This is a genomic window from Propioniciclava soli, from assembly GCF_014858005.1.
Taxonomy (GTDB): domain Bacteria; phylum Actinomycetota; class Actinomycetes; order Propionibacteriales; family Propionibacteriaceae; genus Propioniciclava; species Propioniciclava soli.
In genome coordinates this window covers 55,730-69,560 of sequence record NZ_JACYOT010000015.1, presented here as the reverse complement: position 1 = coordinate 69,560, position 13,831 = coordinate 55,730, and the positions used below count along the sequence as shown (strand labels likewise).

The 13,831-nt window shown below is 70.0% G+C and carries 10 protein-coding genes and 1 tRNA gene; 3 read left to right on the top strand and 8 right to left on the bottom strand.

The genetic code is table 11. The features are described 5' to 3' along the window. Window positions 1-15 precede the first annotated feature (15 nt). Both mfd and IFY26_RS13845 read right to left on the bottom strand, forming a co-directional pair. Complete coding sequence (gene mfd / locus IFY26_RS13850; protein ID WP_232549592.1) at window positions 16-3,501, bottom strand: transcription-repair coupling factor; 3,486 nt, start codon at window positions 3,499-3,501, stop codon at window positions 16-18. Between the two features lie 57 nt (window positions 3,502-3,558). Beyond that, window positions 3,559-4,077 (bottom strand): SPRY domain-containing protein, encoded by a 519-nt coding sequence (locus tag IFY26_RS13845; protein WP_232549591.1) that lies wholly within the window; start codon window positions 4,075-4,077, stop codon window positions 3,559-3,561. A gap of 158 nt (window positions 4,078-4,235) precedes the next feature. Between IFY26_RS13845 and IFY26_RS13840 the strand changes: the two genes are divergently transcribed. Further along, the gene (locus IFY26_RS13840) at window positions 4,236-5,684 is read left to right on the top strand and encodes an HNH endonuclease signature motif containing protein (RefSeq protein ID WP_232549590.1); all 1,449 of its coding nucleotides are present in this window, start codon (window positions 4,236-4,238) and stop codon (window positions 5,682-5,684) included. 90 nt (window positions 5,685-5,774) lie between these two features. Here IFY26_RS13840 and pth read toward each other — a convergent pair whose 3' ends face one another. The 4 genes from pth to glmU all read right to left on the bottom strand — a co-directional run bounded on the left by pth (window position 5,775) and on the right by glmU (window position 9,821). Next, window positions 5,775-6,374: an aminoacyl-tRNA hydrolase gene (gene pth / locus IFY26_RS13835; RefSeq protein ID WP_232549589.1), complete on the bottom strand. Its 600-nt coding sequence runs from the start codon at window positions 6,372-6,374 to the stop codon at window positions 5,775-5,777. 3 nt (window positions 6,375-6,377) lie between these two features. Then, entirely contained in the window at window positions 6,378-7,082 is a 705-nt protein-coding gene (locus IFY26_RS13830) for a 50S ribosomal protein L25/general stress protein Ctc (RefSeq protein WP_232549588.1), read from the bottom strand. A 306-nt stretch (window positions 7,083-7,388) separates the two neighbouring features. Further along, window positions 7,389-8,369 (bottom strand): ribose-phosphate diphosphokinase, encoded by a 981-nt coding sequence (locus IFY26_RS13825; protein ID WP_332836195.1) that lies wholly within the window; start codon window positions 8,367-8,369, stop codon window positions 7,389-7,391. 3 nt (window positions 8,370-8,372) lie between these two features. Further along, complete coding sequence (gene glmU / locus IFY26_RS13820; protein WP_232549587.1) at window positions 8,373-9,821, bottom strand: bifunctional UDP-N-acetylglucosamine diphosphorylase/glucosamine-1-phosphate N-acetyltransferase GlmU; 1,449 nt, start codon at window positions 9,819-9,821, stop codon at window positions 8,373-8,375. A 313-nt stretch (window positions 9,822-10,134) separates the two neighbouring features. On the opposite strand from glmU, the gene IFY26_RS13815 reads away from it, so the two are divergent. Beyond that, complete coding sequence (locus IFY26_RS13815; protein ID WP_232549586.1) at window positions 10,135-10,932, top strand: YsnF/AvaK domain-containing protein; 798 nt, start codon at window positions 10,135-10,137, stop codon at window positions 10,930-10,932. A 117-nt stretch (window positions 10,933-11,049) separates the two neighbouring features. Then, entirely contained in the window at window positions 11,050-12,522 is a 1,473-nt protein-coding gene (locus IFY26_RS13810; RefSeq protein WP_232549585.1) for a mannitol dehydrogenase family protein, read from the top strand. Between the two features lie 188 nt (window positions 12,523-12,710). Here IFY26_RS13810 and IFY26_RS13805 read toward each other — a convergent pair whose 3' ends face one another. Together IFY26_RS13805 and IFY26_RS13800 are read right to left on the bottom strand one after the other, a co-directional pair. Continuing rightward, window positions 12,711-13,400 (bottom strand): SHOCT domain-containing protein, encoded by a 690-nt coding sequence (locus IFY26_RS13805; RefSeq protein WP_232549584.1) that lies wholly within the window; start codon window positions 13,398-13,400, stop codon window positions 12,711-12,713. 244 nt (window positions 13,401-13,644) lie between these two features. Beyond that, a tRNA-Gln gene (locus tag IFY26_RS13800) sits at window positions 13,645-13,723 on the bottom strand. Between the last annotated feature and the right edge of the window lie 108 nt (window positions 13,724-13,831).

The window sequence follows — 13,831 nt, the reverse complement described above, 5'->3', positions numbered from 1 at the left end:
CGACCCTAGCGCTGCCTACGCGCGGCTGGCCGCGACCTCGGGGGCGAGCAGCGCCGTGACGGCCTCGGTGGCCCAGGCGATCAGGTCGGCATCGACCAGCGGCTGACCGGCCACGGGCGCCGTCCGCGGACGCGGCAGGAACAGCTGCTCGGTCTGCCGGTTGACGCGCGAGCCCGGGTAGAGCCGCTGCCGACGCATGTCCCGGCTCTCCGGCAGCGTGACCGGGGAGAACCGCACCATCGTGCCGGCGCTCAGCACCTCGCTCAGCCCCGCCGCCCGGCACAGCAGCCGGAACCGCGCGACGGCCAGCAGGTTCTCGACGGGTTTGGGGAGGGGGCCGTACCGGTCGAGCAGTTCCTCACGGACGGCGTCCAGCTCGGCCTCCGAGCGCACCGCGGCGAGGCGCTTGTACATCTCGAGGCGCAACCGCTCCGACTCGACGTACTCACCCGGCAGGTGGGCCTCGACGGGCAGCTCGATCTTCATCTCGGGCTCGGGTTCGACGTCCTCGCCGCGGTACTCGGCGACCGCCTCCCCCACCAGGCGCAGGTACAGGTCGAAGCCGACGTCGGCGATGTGGCCCGACTGCTCCTCCCCCAGCAGGTTGCCGGCACCGCGGATCTCGAGGTCACGCATGGCGATCGCCATGCCCGCCCCCAGGTCGGTGTGGGCGGCCATCGTGGCCAGCCGGTCGTGGGCCGTCTCGGTGAGCGGCTTCTCCGGCGGGTAGAGGAAGTAGGCGTACCCCCGCTCCCGGCCGCGGCCGACGCGTCCGCGCAGCTGGTGCAACTGCGAGAGGCCGAGCAGGTCGGCGCGCTCGATGAGCAGGGTGTTGGCCGTCGAGATGTCCAGGCCTGCCTCCACGATCGTGGTGCAGACCAGGACGTCGGCCTCGCGCTCCCAGAAGTTGACCATCACCTGCTCGAGGGCGTTCTCGTTCATCTGGCCGTGGGCCACCGCCACGCGCGCCTCGGGCACCAGCTCGCGGATGCGGGCGGCCGTCTTCTCGATGGTCTGCACGCGGTTGTGGATGTAGAACACCTGCCCCTCGCGGGCCAGCTCGCGCCGGATCGCCGCGCGCACCTGCCCCTCCTCCCACGGGCCGGCGAAGGTCAGCACCGGGTGACGCTCCTCCGGCGGCGTGGCGATGACGCTCATCTCCCGGATGCCCGTGACCGCCATCTCCAGGGTGCGGGGAATGGGGGTGGCCGACATCGACAGCACGTCGACGTTGAGGCGCATCTTCTTCAGCGCCTCCTTGTGGTCGACGCCGAAGCGCTGCTCCTCGTCGACGATCACCAGGCCGAGATCCTTGAACACGACCTGGTCGGACAGCAGCCGGTGCGTGCCCACGACGACGTCGACCGAGCCGTCGGCCAGGCCGTCCACCACCTTCTTGAACTCCGCGGCGGTCTGGAACCGGCTCAGGGCGCCGAGGGTGACGGGGAAGCCGGCGTACCGGTCGGCGAAGGTGGCGTGGTGCTGCTGCACCAGCAGGGTCGTGGGCACGAGGATCGCGACCTGCTTGCCGTCCATCACGGCCTTGAACGCGGCGCGGACGGCGATCTCGGTCTTGCCGTAGCCGACGTCGCCGCACACCAGGCGGTCCATGGGCACGACGCGCTCCATGTCGCCCTTCACCTCGGTGATGGCCGCCATCTGGTCGGGCGTCTCGACGTAGGAGAACGTGTCCTCCAGCTCGCGCTGCCACGGGCTGTCGGGGCCGAACGCGTAGCCCTCGGACGCCTGCCGCGCGGCGTACAGCTTGATGAGTTCCGCAGCGATCTGCCGGACGGCCTTGCGGGCGCGGCTCTTGCGCTTGTTCCAGTCCGCCCCGCCCATGCGGTCGAGCGTCGGGGCCTCGCCACCGACGTAGCGGGTGATCTGGTCGAGGGCGTCCATGGGCACGAACAGCCGGTCGGCCGGCTGGCCCCGCTTGCTGGCGGCGTACTCGATGACCAGGTACTCCCGCGTGGCCCCGCCGATCGTGCGCTGCACCATCTCGACGTAGCGCCCCACCCCGTGGGCGTCGTGGACGACGTGGTCGCCCGCCGTGAGCTCGAGCGGGTCGATCGTGTTCTTGCGCCGCGCCGGCATCTGCCGGGCGGCCTTCTCCACGCCCTTCTGCCCCGACAGGTCGGCGCTCGTCACCACCCACAGGTTCAGCGCCTCGAGGGTGAAGCCGCGGCCGAGTTCGGCCTCGATCACCTCCACCTTCCCCGCGAGGTCGTGCTCAGCGAGGATGTCGTTCATCCGGGACGCGCGCCCCGGGGTGTCCGCCACCAGCACCACCCGCTGCCCGGACGCCGCCGCCGCGGCGATGGCGTCCACCGCCGCCTCCACGTCACCGCGGAACGGCTCGTTGACCGTGCCGGGGACGCGGCTGCTGTCCGGGTCGTCGGCGAACGCCGACAGGGTCCACCAGCCCAGGCCGCCAGCCAGGGCGTCCGACCGGACGTCGCCGAGCTGTCGGTAGGCCGAGGCCCCGAGGTCGATGGGCGCCTTGCCGCCGGCCGCGGCCGCCGACCAGCTCGCCGCGAGGAATTCCTGCGACGTCTCGTGCAGTTCTGCCGCGCGGGTGCGCACCTTCTCGGGGTCGCTGACCAGCACGAGGGTGGCGGGGTCGACCACATCGACGAGCAGCTCCATGCGGTCGACGAGCGCGGGGGCCAGTGCCTCCATGCCGTCGACGGCGTGCCCCTCGCTGATGCGCTCGAACAGCTCGCGCAACTGCTGCGGAATGGCGAGGTTGGCGGCATGCTCGCCCGCGCGGGCGCGGACGGCGTCGTCCAGCAGCAGCTCGCGGCACGGCGAGGCGACGACCTCGCGGCGCTGCTCGTCGTCACTGCGCTGGTCGGCCACGGCGAACGGGTGGATCTCCTCGACGGTGTCGCCGAAGAAGTCGACCCGCAGCGGGTGCTCCTCGGTGGGGGGAAACACGTCGACGATGCCGCCACGCACGGCGAACTCGCCCCGGCGTTCGACGAGGTCGACGCGCACATAGGCGGCGTCCACGAGGGCCTGCGCGACGGCGTCCACGTCGTGGTCCTCACCCACGGCCAGGCGAACCGGACGCAGTTTGCCCAGCCCCGCGACCTGGGGCTGCAGCACCGCCCGGACGGGCGCGACGGTCACGCGCGGCGGCGGCAGCTCCGACGTGCCAGCGAACCGGCGCAGGACGGCCAGGCGCCGGCCCACGGTGTCGGAGCGCGGCGAGAGGCGCTCGTGGGGCAGCGTCTCCCAGGCGGGGAAGTAGGCGACGTCGTCTGGCCCGAGCAACGAACGGAGCGCATCCGTGGCCGCCTCAGCCTCGCGGTACGTCGACGTGACCACCAGCAGCGGACGCCGCGCGTCCCGCGCCAACGCCGCCGCCACCAGGGGGCGCACCGGTTCCGGACACGTCACGTCGCCCGTCGGCTCGGCCCCCGCGCGCGCGACGTCCACCAGGTCAGCCAGGGTGGGTTCGGACGCGACGAGCTCGATCAGCTCGGAAAGATCCACCGCAACAGTGTAGGGCGCGGCAGGTGAGCGCTGGGGTGGGGCGGGGTTCGGCCCGGCTCAAGCCCTCCCTTGCATCGCGCTCTGACTGAGTCGACCGTGGTCGTCGCGCACCCAAGCGATGCCGTGCGCGTCGGTGAAGCTGAGTCGGACGACCCGCCACGTCTTGTGTTTCGTCACAGGCCGGATGGAACCGTCCACATCGGCAGCGGCCTGGGGGAATGTCCAATGAAAGCTCGCCTCCTCAAGCGCTACGTAGTGTCCCGGTGGAAGGACGAAGAGGGTGAGGGGAAACTGCTGGCCGCCCCCTGGGCCACAGGAAATCACCTCAACGTCGTACACCGGGGAATCCGACGCATTGCTCACGAGCAACCCGTCGCGACGGTTTGCCTCCGTGTTCGTCACGACGCACCACGCGTTGACGCCGCTTGCCTGTTCCCGCTCGGCGCGCAGCGCCATGGCAGAGTCTCGGTCGCTTTCAATGCGATAGAGACGCCCCGCCGTGCGTCCCGCCACCGTTGCAGCCACAAGCGCGAGGATCGCAGTGATCGCGGTGATCCAGTCGGTGACAGAAGGCATCGATTGCTCCTCATGCGTGGGGGGTGAGGTCAGCGTAACTGCAGCTCTACGGATGGGGCACCTGTTCCTCCAGGTCTGGCCGGCTCTCGGAGTGCAGCACCACCGGCGGGCATCGTCCAAGGCTTGGTTTTTTCGATCAGGTGTTCTATACTTGCCCCATGCAGGCCTCCCTGGCGGCGTCAGCGCCCGTGGTCCACCTGCCCGAACCTGAGTGGTGGGGCATGGTGGATGCGGCGGCGCCCGCGGTCCTGGAGTCGGACTGGTTCGGGGCCGTCGCCGATCTCTTCGCGCGCTCCGACCAGGAGGCGCTGGCAACCACGGACCATCAACAGCAGGGCCGCGCCACAGACCTGGCGGGGGCAGCCGAGCCGGAGCCCTGGTCGCTGCCCGACGATGTCCTGATGGCCGAGCTGTCCGCGGTCGGCGCCGCCGCGTCGGCGCTGCGCGGCCGGTGGCTGGGGTTGGTCGCCGAGGCGGAGCGGCGCCAGCTCACCCTTCGTACCCACAGCGTGCCCACGGCGTCCTGGCTCGCCGCGGGAACGACGCACTCAGCGCGGCAGGCCCGCGCGGACGTCCGCCTGGCCGGCCTGCTGGAGGGCCACGCACCTGTCGGAGACGCCCTGCGCGCGGGGCGCATCTCCACGGAGCAGGCCGCCGCCATCGCCACCGGCCTGGAGCACCTGCCTGACCGGCTCGATCAAAGCCAGGTGGAGGCCGTCGCCGAGCACCTGGTGCAGTTGGCGGATGAATTCAACCCGCCCGCGTTGCGCAGGCTGGTCCACCACGCCGTGGCGGTCGTGGCACCCGAGGTCGTGGCGGAGCACGATCGCGCCAGTCTCGAGCGGGCAGAACGATCCCAGCACAGGAACCGTCATGTGGGGTGGAAGACCGACCCCGAGGACGGGGGGCTCCGCTTCTGGGGCAAGCTCGACGCGGTCAACGGCGAGCTGTTCAAGCAGCATCTCGCGGCGCTGGCCAGCGGGCAGCGCTGCGCGGACGCCGCCATGGGTGTCGAGACCACCCCCGGCCAAGCGCTGGCCGACAGCCTCATGCTCTGCTTGACCCATCACGCCGGTTGCGCCGGCGGCCCCGTGAAGGGTGGGGACCACACGCGCGTGGTGGTCACCCTCGACCACGACGCCCTGCGCGCTGCCCTCGGGGCTGCGTCCCTGGTGGAATCGGACGAGCTGGTCACAGCGGCGCAGGTGCGTCACCTCGCCTGCAGTGCCGGTCTCCTCCCGCTGGTGCTGGATGGGGAGTCGCTCCCGCTGGACCTGGGGCGTTCCCAGCGGCTGTTCACGCCGGCGCAGCGGGTGGTGTTGGCCGTGCGGGACCGGGGTTGTTCGTTCCCGGGGTGCGACCGGCCGCCCTCGGACTGTGAGGCACACCACGGCCGCGATCCCTGGTGGCGATCCGGCAGAACCGATGTGGCCGACGGCGTCCTGGTGTGCCCGCACCACCACCACTTGGTGGAGCCCAACCCCAACCTCCCCGACGAGCGCAACTGGCTCATCGACTTCGACGGGCGCGGTCACCCCGTGTTCCACAGCCCGGTTCGTTCAAACGGCAAGCGCGTCGTGCAGCAGCACCATCGGTACCGGACCTGAGACGTCTCGGTCATGGCCATCGAACAGAGCGACAGCTGCCGGGTCAGTGATGCCCCTCAGCGCTGCCGTCGACCGGCCCCGCGGGCCGGTTCAGGAGTTGAAGCGATTCTGCGCGTCGGCGAGCCCGGAGAGCATCAGGGTCTCCACGGCGTCCGCGACGCGGGACGTCTCGACCTCATAGTCCTCGCGGAGCGAGGTGGGGATCGGCGCGAGCACGTAGGCCGCGGGGTCCTGACGACCGGGGGGCCGTCCGATGCCGTAGCGGACGCGCGGGTAGTCACCGGTGCCGAGGTGGGCGCGGAGCGACTTCAGTCCGTTGTGCCCGTTGTCCCCGCCACCGGACTTCAGGCGGAGCTGCCCGAAGTCGAGGTCGAGCTCGTCATGGACGGCGATGACATGATCCGGAGCAATCTTGAAGAACGCGCAAACCTTCGCCACGGCGATCCCGGAGTCATTCATGAAGGTGCGCGGCTTGAGCAGCACGACCCGCTGGGCGTCCGCGCCGACACCCCCCAGCCCGGAGGCGGCGAGGCGTGTCTCGGCCACCTCCCCGCGCATGCCGCGCGGGGAGGTGAAGGACGAGCGCGCCCGCGCGGCCAGCTCGTCGACCACCATGAAGCCGACGTTGTGCCGCGTGAACGCGTAGGTCGGGCCCGGGTTCCCGAGCCCGACCACGAGCCAGGAGGACAATGCTTACTCCGCGTCGCCCTCGGCGGCCTCGGCGTCGGCCTCGTTCTGCTCGGCCTCTTCCTCGGTGGACGCCGTGGCGGCGGCCTCCTCCTGCGCGGCGACCTTCTCCTCGTCGGTGGCGTCCGCCACGGCGGCGTCCAGCTCGGCGGCGACCTCGTCCGCGGTGGGCGCCGCTGCGATCGAGAGGATGAGGTCGTCGGCCTCGCCGTGGAACACGGCGCCCTGCGGCAGCTCGAGCTGACCCGCGGAGAGGCTGTCGCCGATCTCAAATGCGGAGACGTCGATCGCGATCTCGGACGGGATGTTCGTGGCCTCGACCTCGAGCGAAATGCTCTGCTGGTCGAGCACGAGGATGCGGTCCTCCTTGTCAGCACCGGTGACGACGATCGGGATGTCGACGGTCACCTTCTCACCGCGGCGCACGACGACGAGGTCGACGTGCTCGATGAAGCCGCGAATCGGGTCGCGCTGCACCTGCTTGGGCAGGGCCAGCTGGTCCGCGGCGCCGTCGATGCTGATGGACAGCAGCGCGTTGGCGGTGCGCAGAGCGAGCAGGGTCTCGTGACCCGGCAGCGTGATGTGGACCGGATCGGTGCCGTGCCCGTAGATGACGGCAGGCACCTTGGCGGCGCGGCGAATGCGGCGCGCGGCACCCTTGCCGAACTCGTTGCGCGCCTCGGCGGCGAGCTTGATCTCGTTGTTGGCCATGGTTTCTCCTCAACCTTGCGTGGAACGACGAGCCCGGCAAGGGAGGGCGGGCCATCGGGCCCACGCCTTGTCGATCACGGGACCGCGTCCCCTCGCCAAGCAACCCGAGCATCCTACCCCGTGCGGCGCCGACACTCACACCTTGGGCGTCAAACTCCGGTTTCGGAGGTGGAGTTTGAGCCCCCAACCGGAGTTCGACCGCCAGCGTCTGTTTGCACAGCGAGCCGTTCTCCGCCCTGGCTGAGCCCTGCCAGATTGAGCCCGGCCCAGTTCCCGTCCAGCCCCATTCCCAGTTCCGAACTCAGCTCAGTGGAACGACCCGTCGAACAGGCTGGCCACGGAGCCGTCCTCGAAGATCTGCTTGATCGCCTCGGCGATGAGCGGAGCGACGGACAACACAGTGAGCTTGGGGATGTTGAGTTCCTCCGAGATCGGCAGCGTGTTCGTCACGATGATCTCCTCGAACGCCGACTCGTTGAGCCGCTGGGCGGCCGGGCCGGAGAGGATGGGGTGCGTGGCGGCGGCGATCACGGTCTTGGCGCCGTGGTCGATCAGCGTCTGGGCGGCGGCACAGATGGTGCCGGCGGTGTCGATCATGTCGTCCACCAGCAGGCAGACGCGGCCCTCCACGTCGCCGACGACCTCGCCCACGGCCACCTCGTTGGCCTTGTTCGGGTCGCGGCGCTTGTGGATGATCGCCAGGGGCGCGCCGAGGTGGTCGGTGAACTGGTCGGCCAGGCGGACGCGGCCGGCGTCCGGACTCACGACGGTGAGGTCCTCGAGCGAGTAGTGCTCGGTGATGTAGTTGACGAGCACGGGGAGCCCGACCAAATGGTCCACGGGTCCGTCGAAGAAGCCCTGGATCTGCGAGGCGTGCAGGTCGATCGACATGAGACGGTCGGCGCCGGCGGTCTTGAACAGGTCGGCGATCAGGCGGGCCGAGATGGGTTCGCGTCCGGCGTGCTTCTTGTCCTGCCGCCCGTAGGGGTAGAAGGGCGCGACCACCGTGATGCGCTTCGCGGAGGCGCGCTTGAGGGCGTCCACCATGATGAGTTGCTCCATGAGCCACTCGTTGACGGGCGCGCAGTGGCTCTGGATGACGAAGGCGTCGGCGCCGCGAACCGACTCCTCGAAGCGCACGTAGATCTCGGAGTTGGCGTAGGTGAGGGAGCGCGTGGGAACGAGCTCGACCCCGACCAGGGACGCCACCTCCTCGGCCAGTTCCGGGTAGGCCCGCCCCGAGGCGAGGATGAGGTGCTTCTCGGACTGTCGCTTGATGCCCGTCACTCGTCAGGCCCCTTCGTTGTTGATCGCCTCGCGCGCAGCCTGCCACGTCCGGGTGTCGCCGCGCCGGGTTTCCACCCAGCCCGGAATATTACGCTGCCGGGCCCGGGCGATGGCCAACTGTCCGGGATCGACGTCGTCGGTGAGCGCCGAACCCGCGGCGACGTAACTGCCGTCCGCCACGGTGACGGGTGCGACGAGCACGCTGTTGCTGCCGACGAAGCTGTGCCGCCCGATCACCGTGGTCGACTTCGAGACCCCGTCGTAGTTCGCGAAGATGGTGCCGGCGCCGATGTTGGCGCCCTCCCCCACCTCCGCGTCGCCGCAGTAGGTGAGGTGCGGCACCTTCGCGCCGTCGCCGATCACGGCGTTCTTCGTCTCGACGAAGGCTCCGATCTTGCCGCGGACGCCGAGCTGCGTCCCCGGCCGCAGGAAGGAATAGGGGCCGACCGTCGCGCCATCGCCGATGACGGCGAGCGAGCCGTGGGTCCGGATCACCGTGGCCCCCTCCCCCACCTCGACGTCGGTGAGCGTGGTGTCGGGCCCGATCGTCGCGCCCGCGGCGATGGTCGTGGCCCCCTCGAGGCTCGTGCCGGGCAGCAGCGTCACGTCGGTGCCGAGGTCGACGCTCGCGTGGATCCACGTCGTGGCCGGGTCCACCACCGTCACGCCCGCCCGCTGCCACTTCTCCACGATGCGGCGGTTGTACTCGCGGTTGAGCGCGGCCAACTGGACGCGATCGTTCACGCCCTCGGTCTGCCAGCGGTCCTCCAACACGTGGCTGTGGACGCCCCGCCCCGCGGACCGGGCGAAGCGCACCACATCGGTGAGGTACAGCTCACCCTGATCGTTGTCGGCCGTCAGGGAGGCCAGCCCGTCGCGCAGCACGGGCCCGTCGAACACGTAGATGCCGGCGTTGATCTCGCGGATCGTCGCCTGCTCGGGGGTGCAGTCGCGCTGCTCGACGATGGCGGCCACCTGATCACCGTCGTCGTCCCGCACGATGCGTCCGTAACCCGTGGGGTCGTCCAGCTCGGAGGACAGGATCGTGACGGCGTCACCCGTGGCGCGGTGCTGGGAGACCAGTTCGGCCAAGGTTTCACCGGTGAGCAGCGGAACGTCACCCATGGTCACGACCACCTCACCTTCGGACGCCTCGAGTGCGGCCAGACCGCACCGCACGGCGTCACCCGTGCCCCGCTGTTGCTCCTGCACCGCGGTCAGCGCATGGGGGGCGATCTCGGCGAGGTGGGCGGCGACCTGTTCGCGCTCATGGCCGACCACCACCACGAGCCGCTGGGGCGCGAGGGCGTCCGCGGCGTCCACGGCGTGGCTGAGCAGCGACTGACCCGCGACGGCGTGGAGCAGCTTTGACCTCGTGGACCTCATGCGCGTCCCAGCTCCCGCCGCCAGGATGACGACCGCCGCCACCTGCCCACTCACCTGCTCGGTCATGACACTCCTCGTGCGTTGCGGTGCGCCGGTCGACGCCGGCGGGTCTCGCCGAAGCCTACCGAAGGGGACACCGACGGGGGGCCTCTCCTCGGCGGTCGGCATCACCCACCTCTGGTAACGATGCGGGCCGCGACGCCCGGGCGACCGACGACAGGGGGTGCCAGGGCTTGTGGGGTGCAAATGCCAGCGTTCACGTTTTCGCCACCAGCCTGTCACCCTTGATGTGCGCAACCTTGCGTCCACCTAGTAGGGTCGATTGCACAAGGTTGCCTTACCTTCGTAAGAACCTTGGTTCCGATACCGAAAGGACATCATGAACGACGCAACGCTCGCCCGCCTCTCCGAGGCGACCGCCTTCGATCCCTCGGGTGACAAGATCGGCTCCGTCGGCCAGGTCTACCTCGACGACGCGACCGGTGAGCCCACGTGGGTCACCCTCAACACCGGTTTCTTCGGCACCTCGCAGAGCTTCGCTCCGCTTGAGGGACACCGCTGGGACGGCGATGACCTCGTGCTGGCTCACTCCAAGGACATCATCAAGGACGCCCCGCGCGTTGACGCCGATGGCCACATCTCCGAGTCGGAGGAGGCGGAGCTCTACCGCTACTACGAGGGCGTCCGCGGCGACCGCACCACGGCCCCCGTGGCTGGCACCGTGAACGACCGTGACGTCGTCGCCGACCGTGACGTCGTCGCCGATCGTGACGTCCGCGACCGCGACGTCGACACCCAGTCGATGACCGCGTCCGAGGAGCGCCTCAACGTGGGCACCGAGACCACCGAGGCCGGCCGCGCCCGTCTGCGCAAGTACACGACCACCGAGGAGCAGACCATCACCGTCCCGGTGACCAAGGAGCGCCTGGTCGTGGAGCGCAACGCCGTCGACGGGACCGCCAGCGCGGGCACCATCGACCCGAACGCCACCGAGGTCGTCGAGGAGGTGACCTTGCGCGAGGAGCGCCCGGTCGTCTCCAAGGAGACCGTGGCGGTTGAGGAAGTCAGCATCGGCAAGGAGACGGTCACCGAGAACCAGACCGTCACCGACACCGTCGCCAAGGAGCACATCGAAGTTGACGGCGCCGAGGGCACCGTGCGCGACGACCGTCGCTGAACGACCCGCTCGCACCGGCAACGGCCGGCGTCCCTGGTGGACGCCGGCCGTTGCCGTTCCCCGCTTCCCGGCGCCCAGCCGCTACGCTGCCCGCACCCGTTCAAGGAGCAACCGCCCATGACACGCCTGTCCCGTGCCAATCTCCCGCAGGCCCACCTCATCGGTGCGAGCGCCCCGCAGCAAACAGGCATCGTCCACTTCGGCCTCGGCAACTTCCACCGCGCCCACGCCGCCGTGAACACGGCGCTGGCGCTGGCGGCCGAGCCCGGTGAGTGGGGCATCCTGGGCATCGCGAACCGCTCACGCAGGGTCACCACCGCGCTGCAGGAGCAGGACTTCCTCTACAGCGTCGTCACCCTCGACCCCGCTGCTGAAGAGGTGGGCGTGGTGGACGTCCACCGCCGCCTGCTCGTGGCGGCCGAGGACGGGCCCGACATTCTCGCCGCCGCGGCCGACCCGGCCCACAAGATCATCACGCTGACCATATCGGAGACGGGCTACCACCTCGATCCGCGCACCGGGCTGCTCGACCTGGCCGCGGCCGACGTCGCGAGCGACCTCGCCTCCCGCGCGCCGGCGTCGCCGTTGGGGCAACTGGCGTTCGGCCTCATGCGCCGCCACGCCGAGAACGGCGCGCCCATCAGCGTCCTCTCCTGCGACAACCTCCTCGCGGCCGGCCACACCACCCGGGCGGCCGTGACGCAATTCGCACAGGAGGCGGAGGCGTCGGAGGACTTCCTGGGCTGGCTGGGTGATTCGGTGTCGTTCCCCAACGCGATGGTGGACCGCATCGTGCCCGCCCCGACCGACGAGACGAGTGCGACTGCGGCTCGGGTGCTGGGGGTCGAGGACGCCAGCCCCGTTCCGGCCGAGAAGTTCTCCCAGTGGGTCATCGAGGACGACTTCCGGGCAGGACGCCCCCGCTGGGAGGCCGCCGGCGTCATCTTCACCGACGAGGTCGAGAAGTACGAGCAGGTCAAGCTGCGCCTGCTCAACGGCGGACATTCCCTCATCGCCTATCTCGGCGGGCTGTACCGGCGCGACACCATCCCGGCATCGCGTCAGCAGCCGTTCATCGAAGACTGCGTCCGCGCCTGTCTGATGCAGGAATACCTGCCGTCGATCGACCAGCCGACCGGCTTCGACGCGGACGCCTACGTGCAGCAACTCTTCGCCCGCTGGAGCAACACCGTGCTCGGCGACAAGACGGCCCGCGTGGGCTCCGACGGCTCGACGAAGCTCGTCCAGCGCGTGCCGATCCCGGCGATGGCGGCCCTGGACCGAGGACGCATGCCCCACCAGCTGGCGCTCACCGTCGCGGGGTGGATCTGCTGCGTCTGCCCGCCCGCCGGTTTCGACCCCGGACCCGTCGCCGCGGCCATGATCGAGCCCAAGGCCGACGCTCTGCGGGCCGTCGCTCAGGGCGCGACGAACGTGGCGTCCCACGCACGCGCCATCGCCGAGGCCTCCCTGCCTGACGACCTGGTCGCCCACGGCGCCTTCGTCGAGCGCGTCGCCGACCTGGCCCAGATCATCGTCACCGGCGGCGTCCGCGCCGCAGCGGCGGACGCGCTGGCGGCCCGCCAGTGACAAACTCCTGGCGCTTCAGGCTCATCGAAGCCGGCACGAGAACCGACGAGCGTGGTCACCGCGGAGCCCGCTGCGACGGTCGACGACGCGGAGCCCGGAGCAGATGTCCTCGCAAGCCGTCGGACAGGTACCAGGCCGGCGTCCGCCCGCTCCGCGCCCCCCTTATCAACAGCTGCCGATTCAGTCTCCTACAGACCGAGCAGCTTGCGCTTGGCTGCGGCGAACTCAGCATCGTCAAGAATGCCTCGCTCATGCAGATCAGCGAGTCTGGCAATCTCATCATTCAGCCCCGTACTTGCTGAGACCGTGGGCTGCGCGGCTGCCGGTGCGGGCCCAGCAGACGCCGGCGGCGTACTGCCGTTGTAGTTGAGGTGTTGGGTGTTCTGTCGCGTCAGCATCCGCTGACGGGCCGCGTCTGCGACTTGGTTGATCACGCTGACGCCTTCGCGGAAATTGTCAATGTCCTCCAAGACGACGCGCTCCCAACCGCCGGGCCGTTGAGCCCAGAGCGCGACGGATCCCACTCCCCGGGCCTTTTGCGTCATCGTCTGCGTCGCGTCTACATCAAAGATCTCGTGAACCCGGATTTGCTGGCTCCGCGTGGAGAGCACACCCTTCTCGAAGATCAGGTAGTCCTGCGTGAGGCGGTACCGCCCGCCCCCGATCCCGCTGACGGGTTTCCCAACAGCCCACCACAGATTGTCGGGCTCCTGGGCGGGATCGCGCTTCTCGGTCAGGTTGCCCATCATCGTCCGGGCGGCGCCGCTCGCACCGGCCACACCACCTTCTTGATCTGCATAGCGATCCGTCCACTGCTCGCCATCCCACCACCGCGGACGCCCCGAGCCGTCGTCGTACCATCCCGCCACAGCACCCATAATTCCTCCTTTGCGACCCTGCTCCATGGTCGTCCTGAGATCGGCCAGCGCGATCGCCCAGCGCCCACGCCTGCCCAGCCTAGGGGTAAGCCACTGCGAGCTCTGGTGAACGCGCCATGTCACGAATGCTGAATTCCGGCTTGGGTCAACGTCGGCGTTTGCGACCCGGCACCACACGGCCGAGCGGGAACCCGAGGGGAGCGGAAGGCTGCCCTGCTCACCAGGCCCGCAGTGCGGCATCCAGCACCCCGGGTAGGAGTCGAACCTACTGCGCTGATCCTGATTCAAAGTCAGGCGGGCCCTGCCGAAAGACCAACCGGGGTTCGCCCGCGATCCCGCGGACCCGTCGAGTCTAGCGGCCCCGGGTCGGTCCATTGGCGCTGGCTTGCCTCGACGCGAGAGAATGGGGGGGTGACGAACGCTCCCCACCC

Bases quoted from the DNA above. Each gene is read 5' to 3' on its own strand.
- IFY26_RS13845 (WP_232549591.1), bottom strand. From the start codon at position 4,077: ATGCCTTCTGTCACCGACTGGATCACCGCGATCACTGCGATCCTCGCG.
- IFY26_RS13815 (WP_232549586.1), top strand. From the start codon at position 10,135: ATGAACGACGCAACGCTCGCCCGCCTCTCCGAGGCGACCGCCTTCGAT.
- IFY26_RS13840 (WP_232549590.1), top strand. From the start codon at position 4,236: ATGCAGGCCTCCCTGGCGGCGTCAGCGCCCGTGGTCCACCTGCCCGAA.
- IFY26_RS13830 (WP_232549588.1), bottom strand. From the start codon at position 7,082: ATGGCCAACAACGAGATCAAGCTCGCCGCCGAGGCGCGCAACGAGTTC.
- glmU (WP_232549587.1), bottom strand. From the start codon at position 9,821: ATGACCGAGCAGGTGAGTGGGCAGGTGGCGGCGGTCGTCATCCTGGCG.
- IFY26_RS13805 (WP_232549584.1), bottom strand. From the start codon at position 13,400: ATGGGTGCTGTGGCGGGATGGTACGACGACGGCTCGGGGCGTCCGCGG.
- IFY26_RS13810 (WP_232549585.1), top strand. From the start codon at position 11,050: ATGACACGCCTGTCCCGTGCCAATCTCCCGCAGGCCCACCTCATCGGT.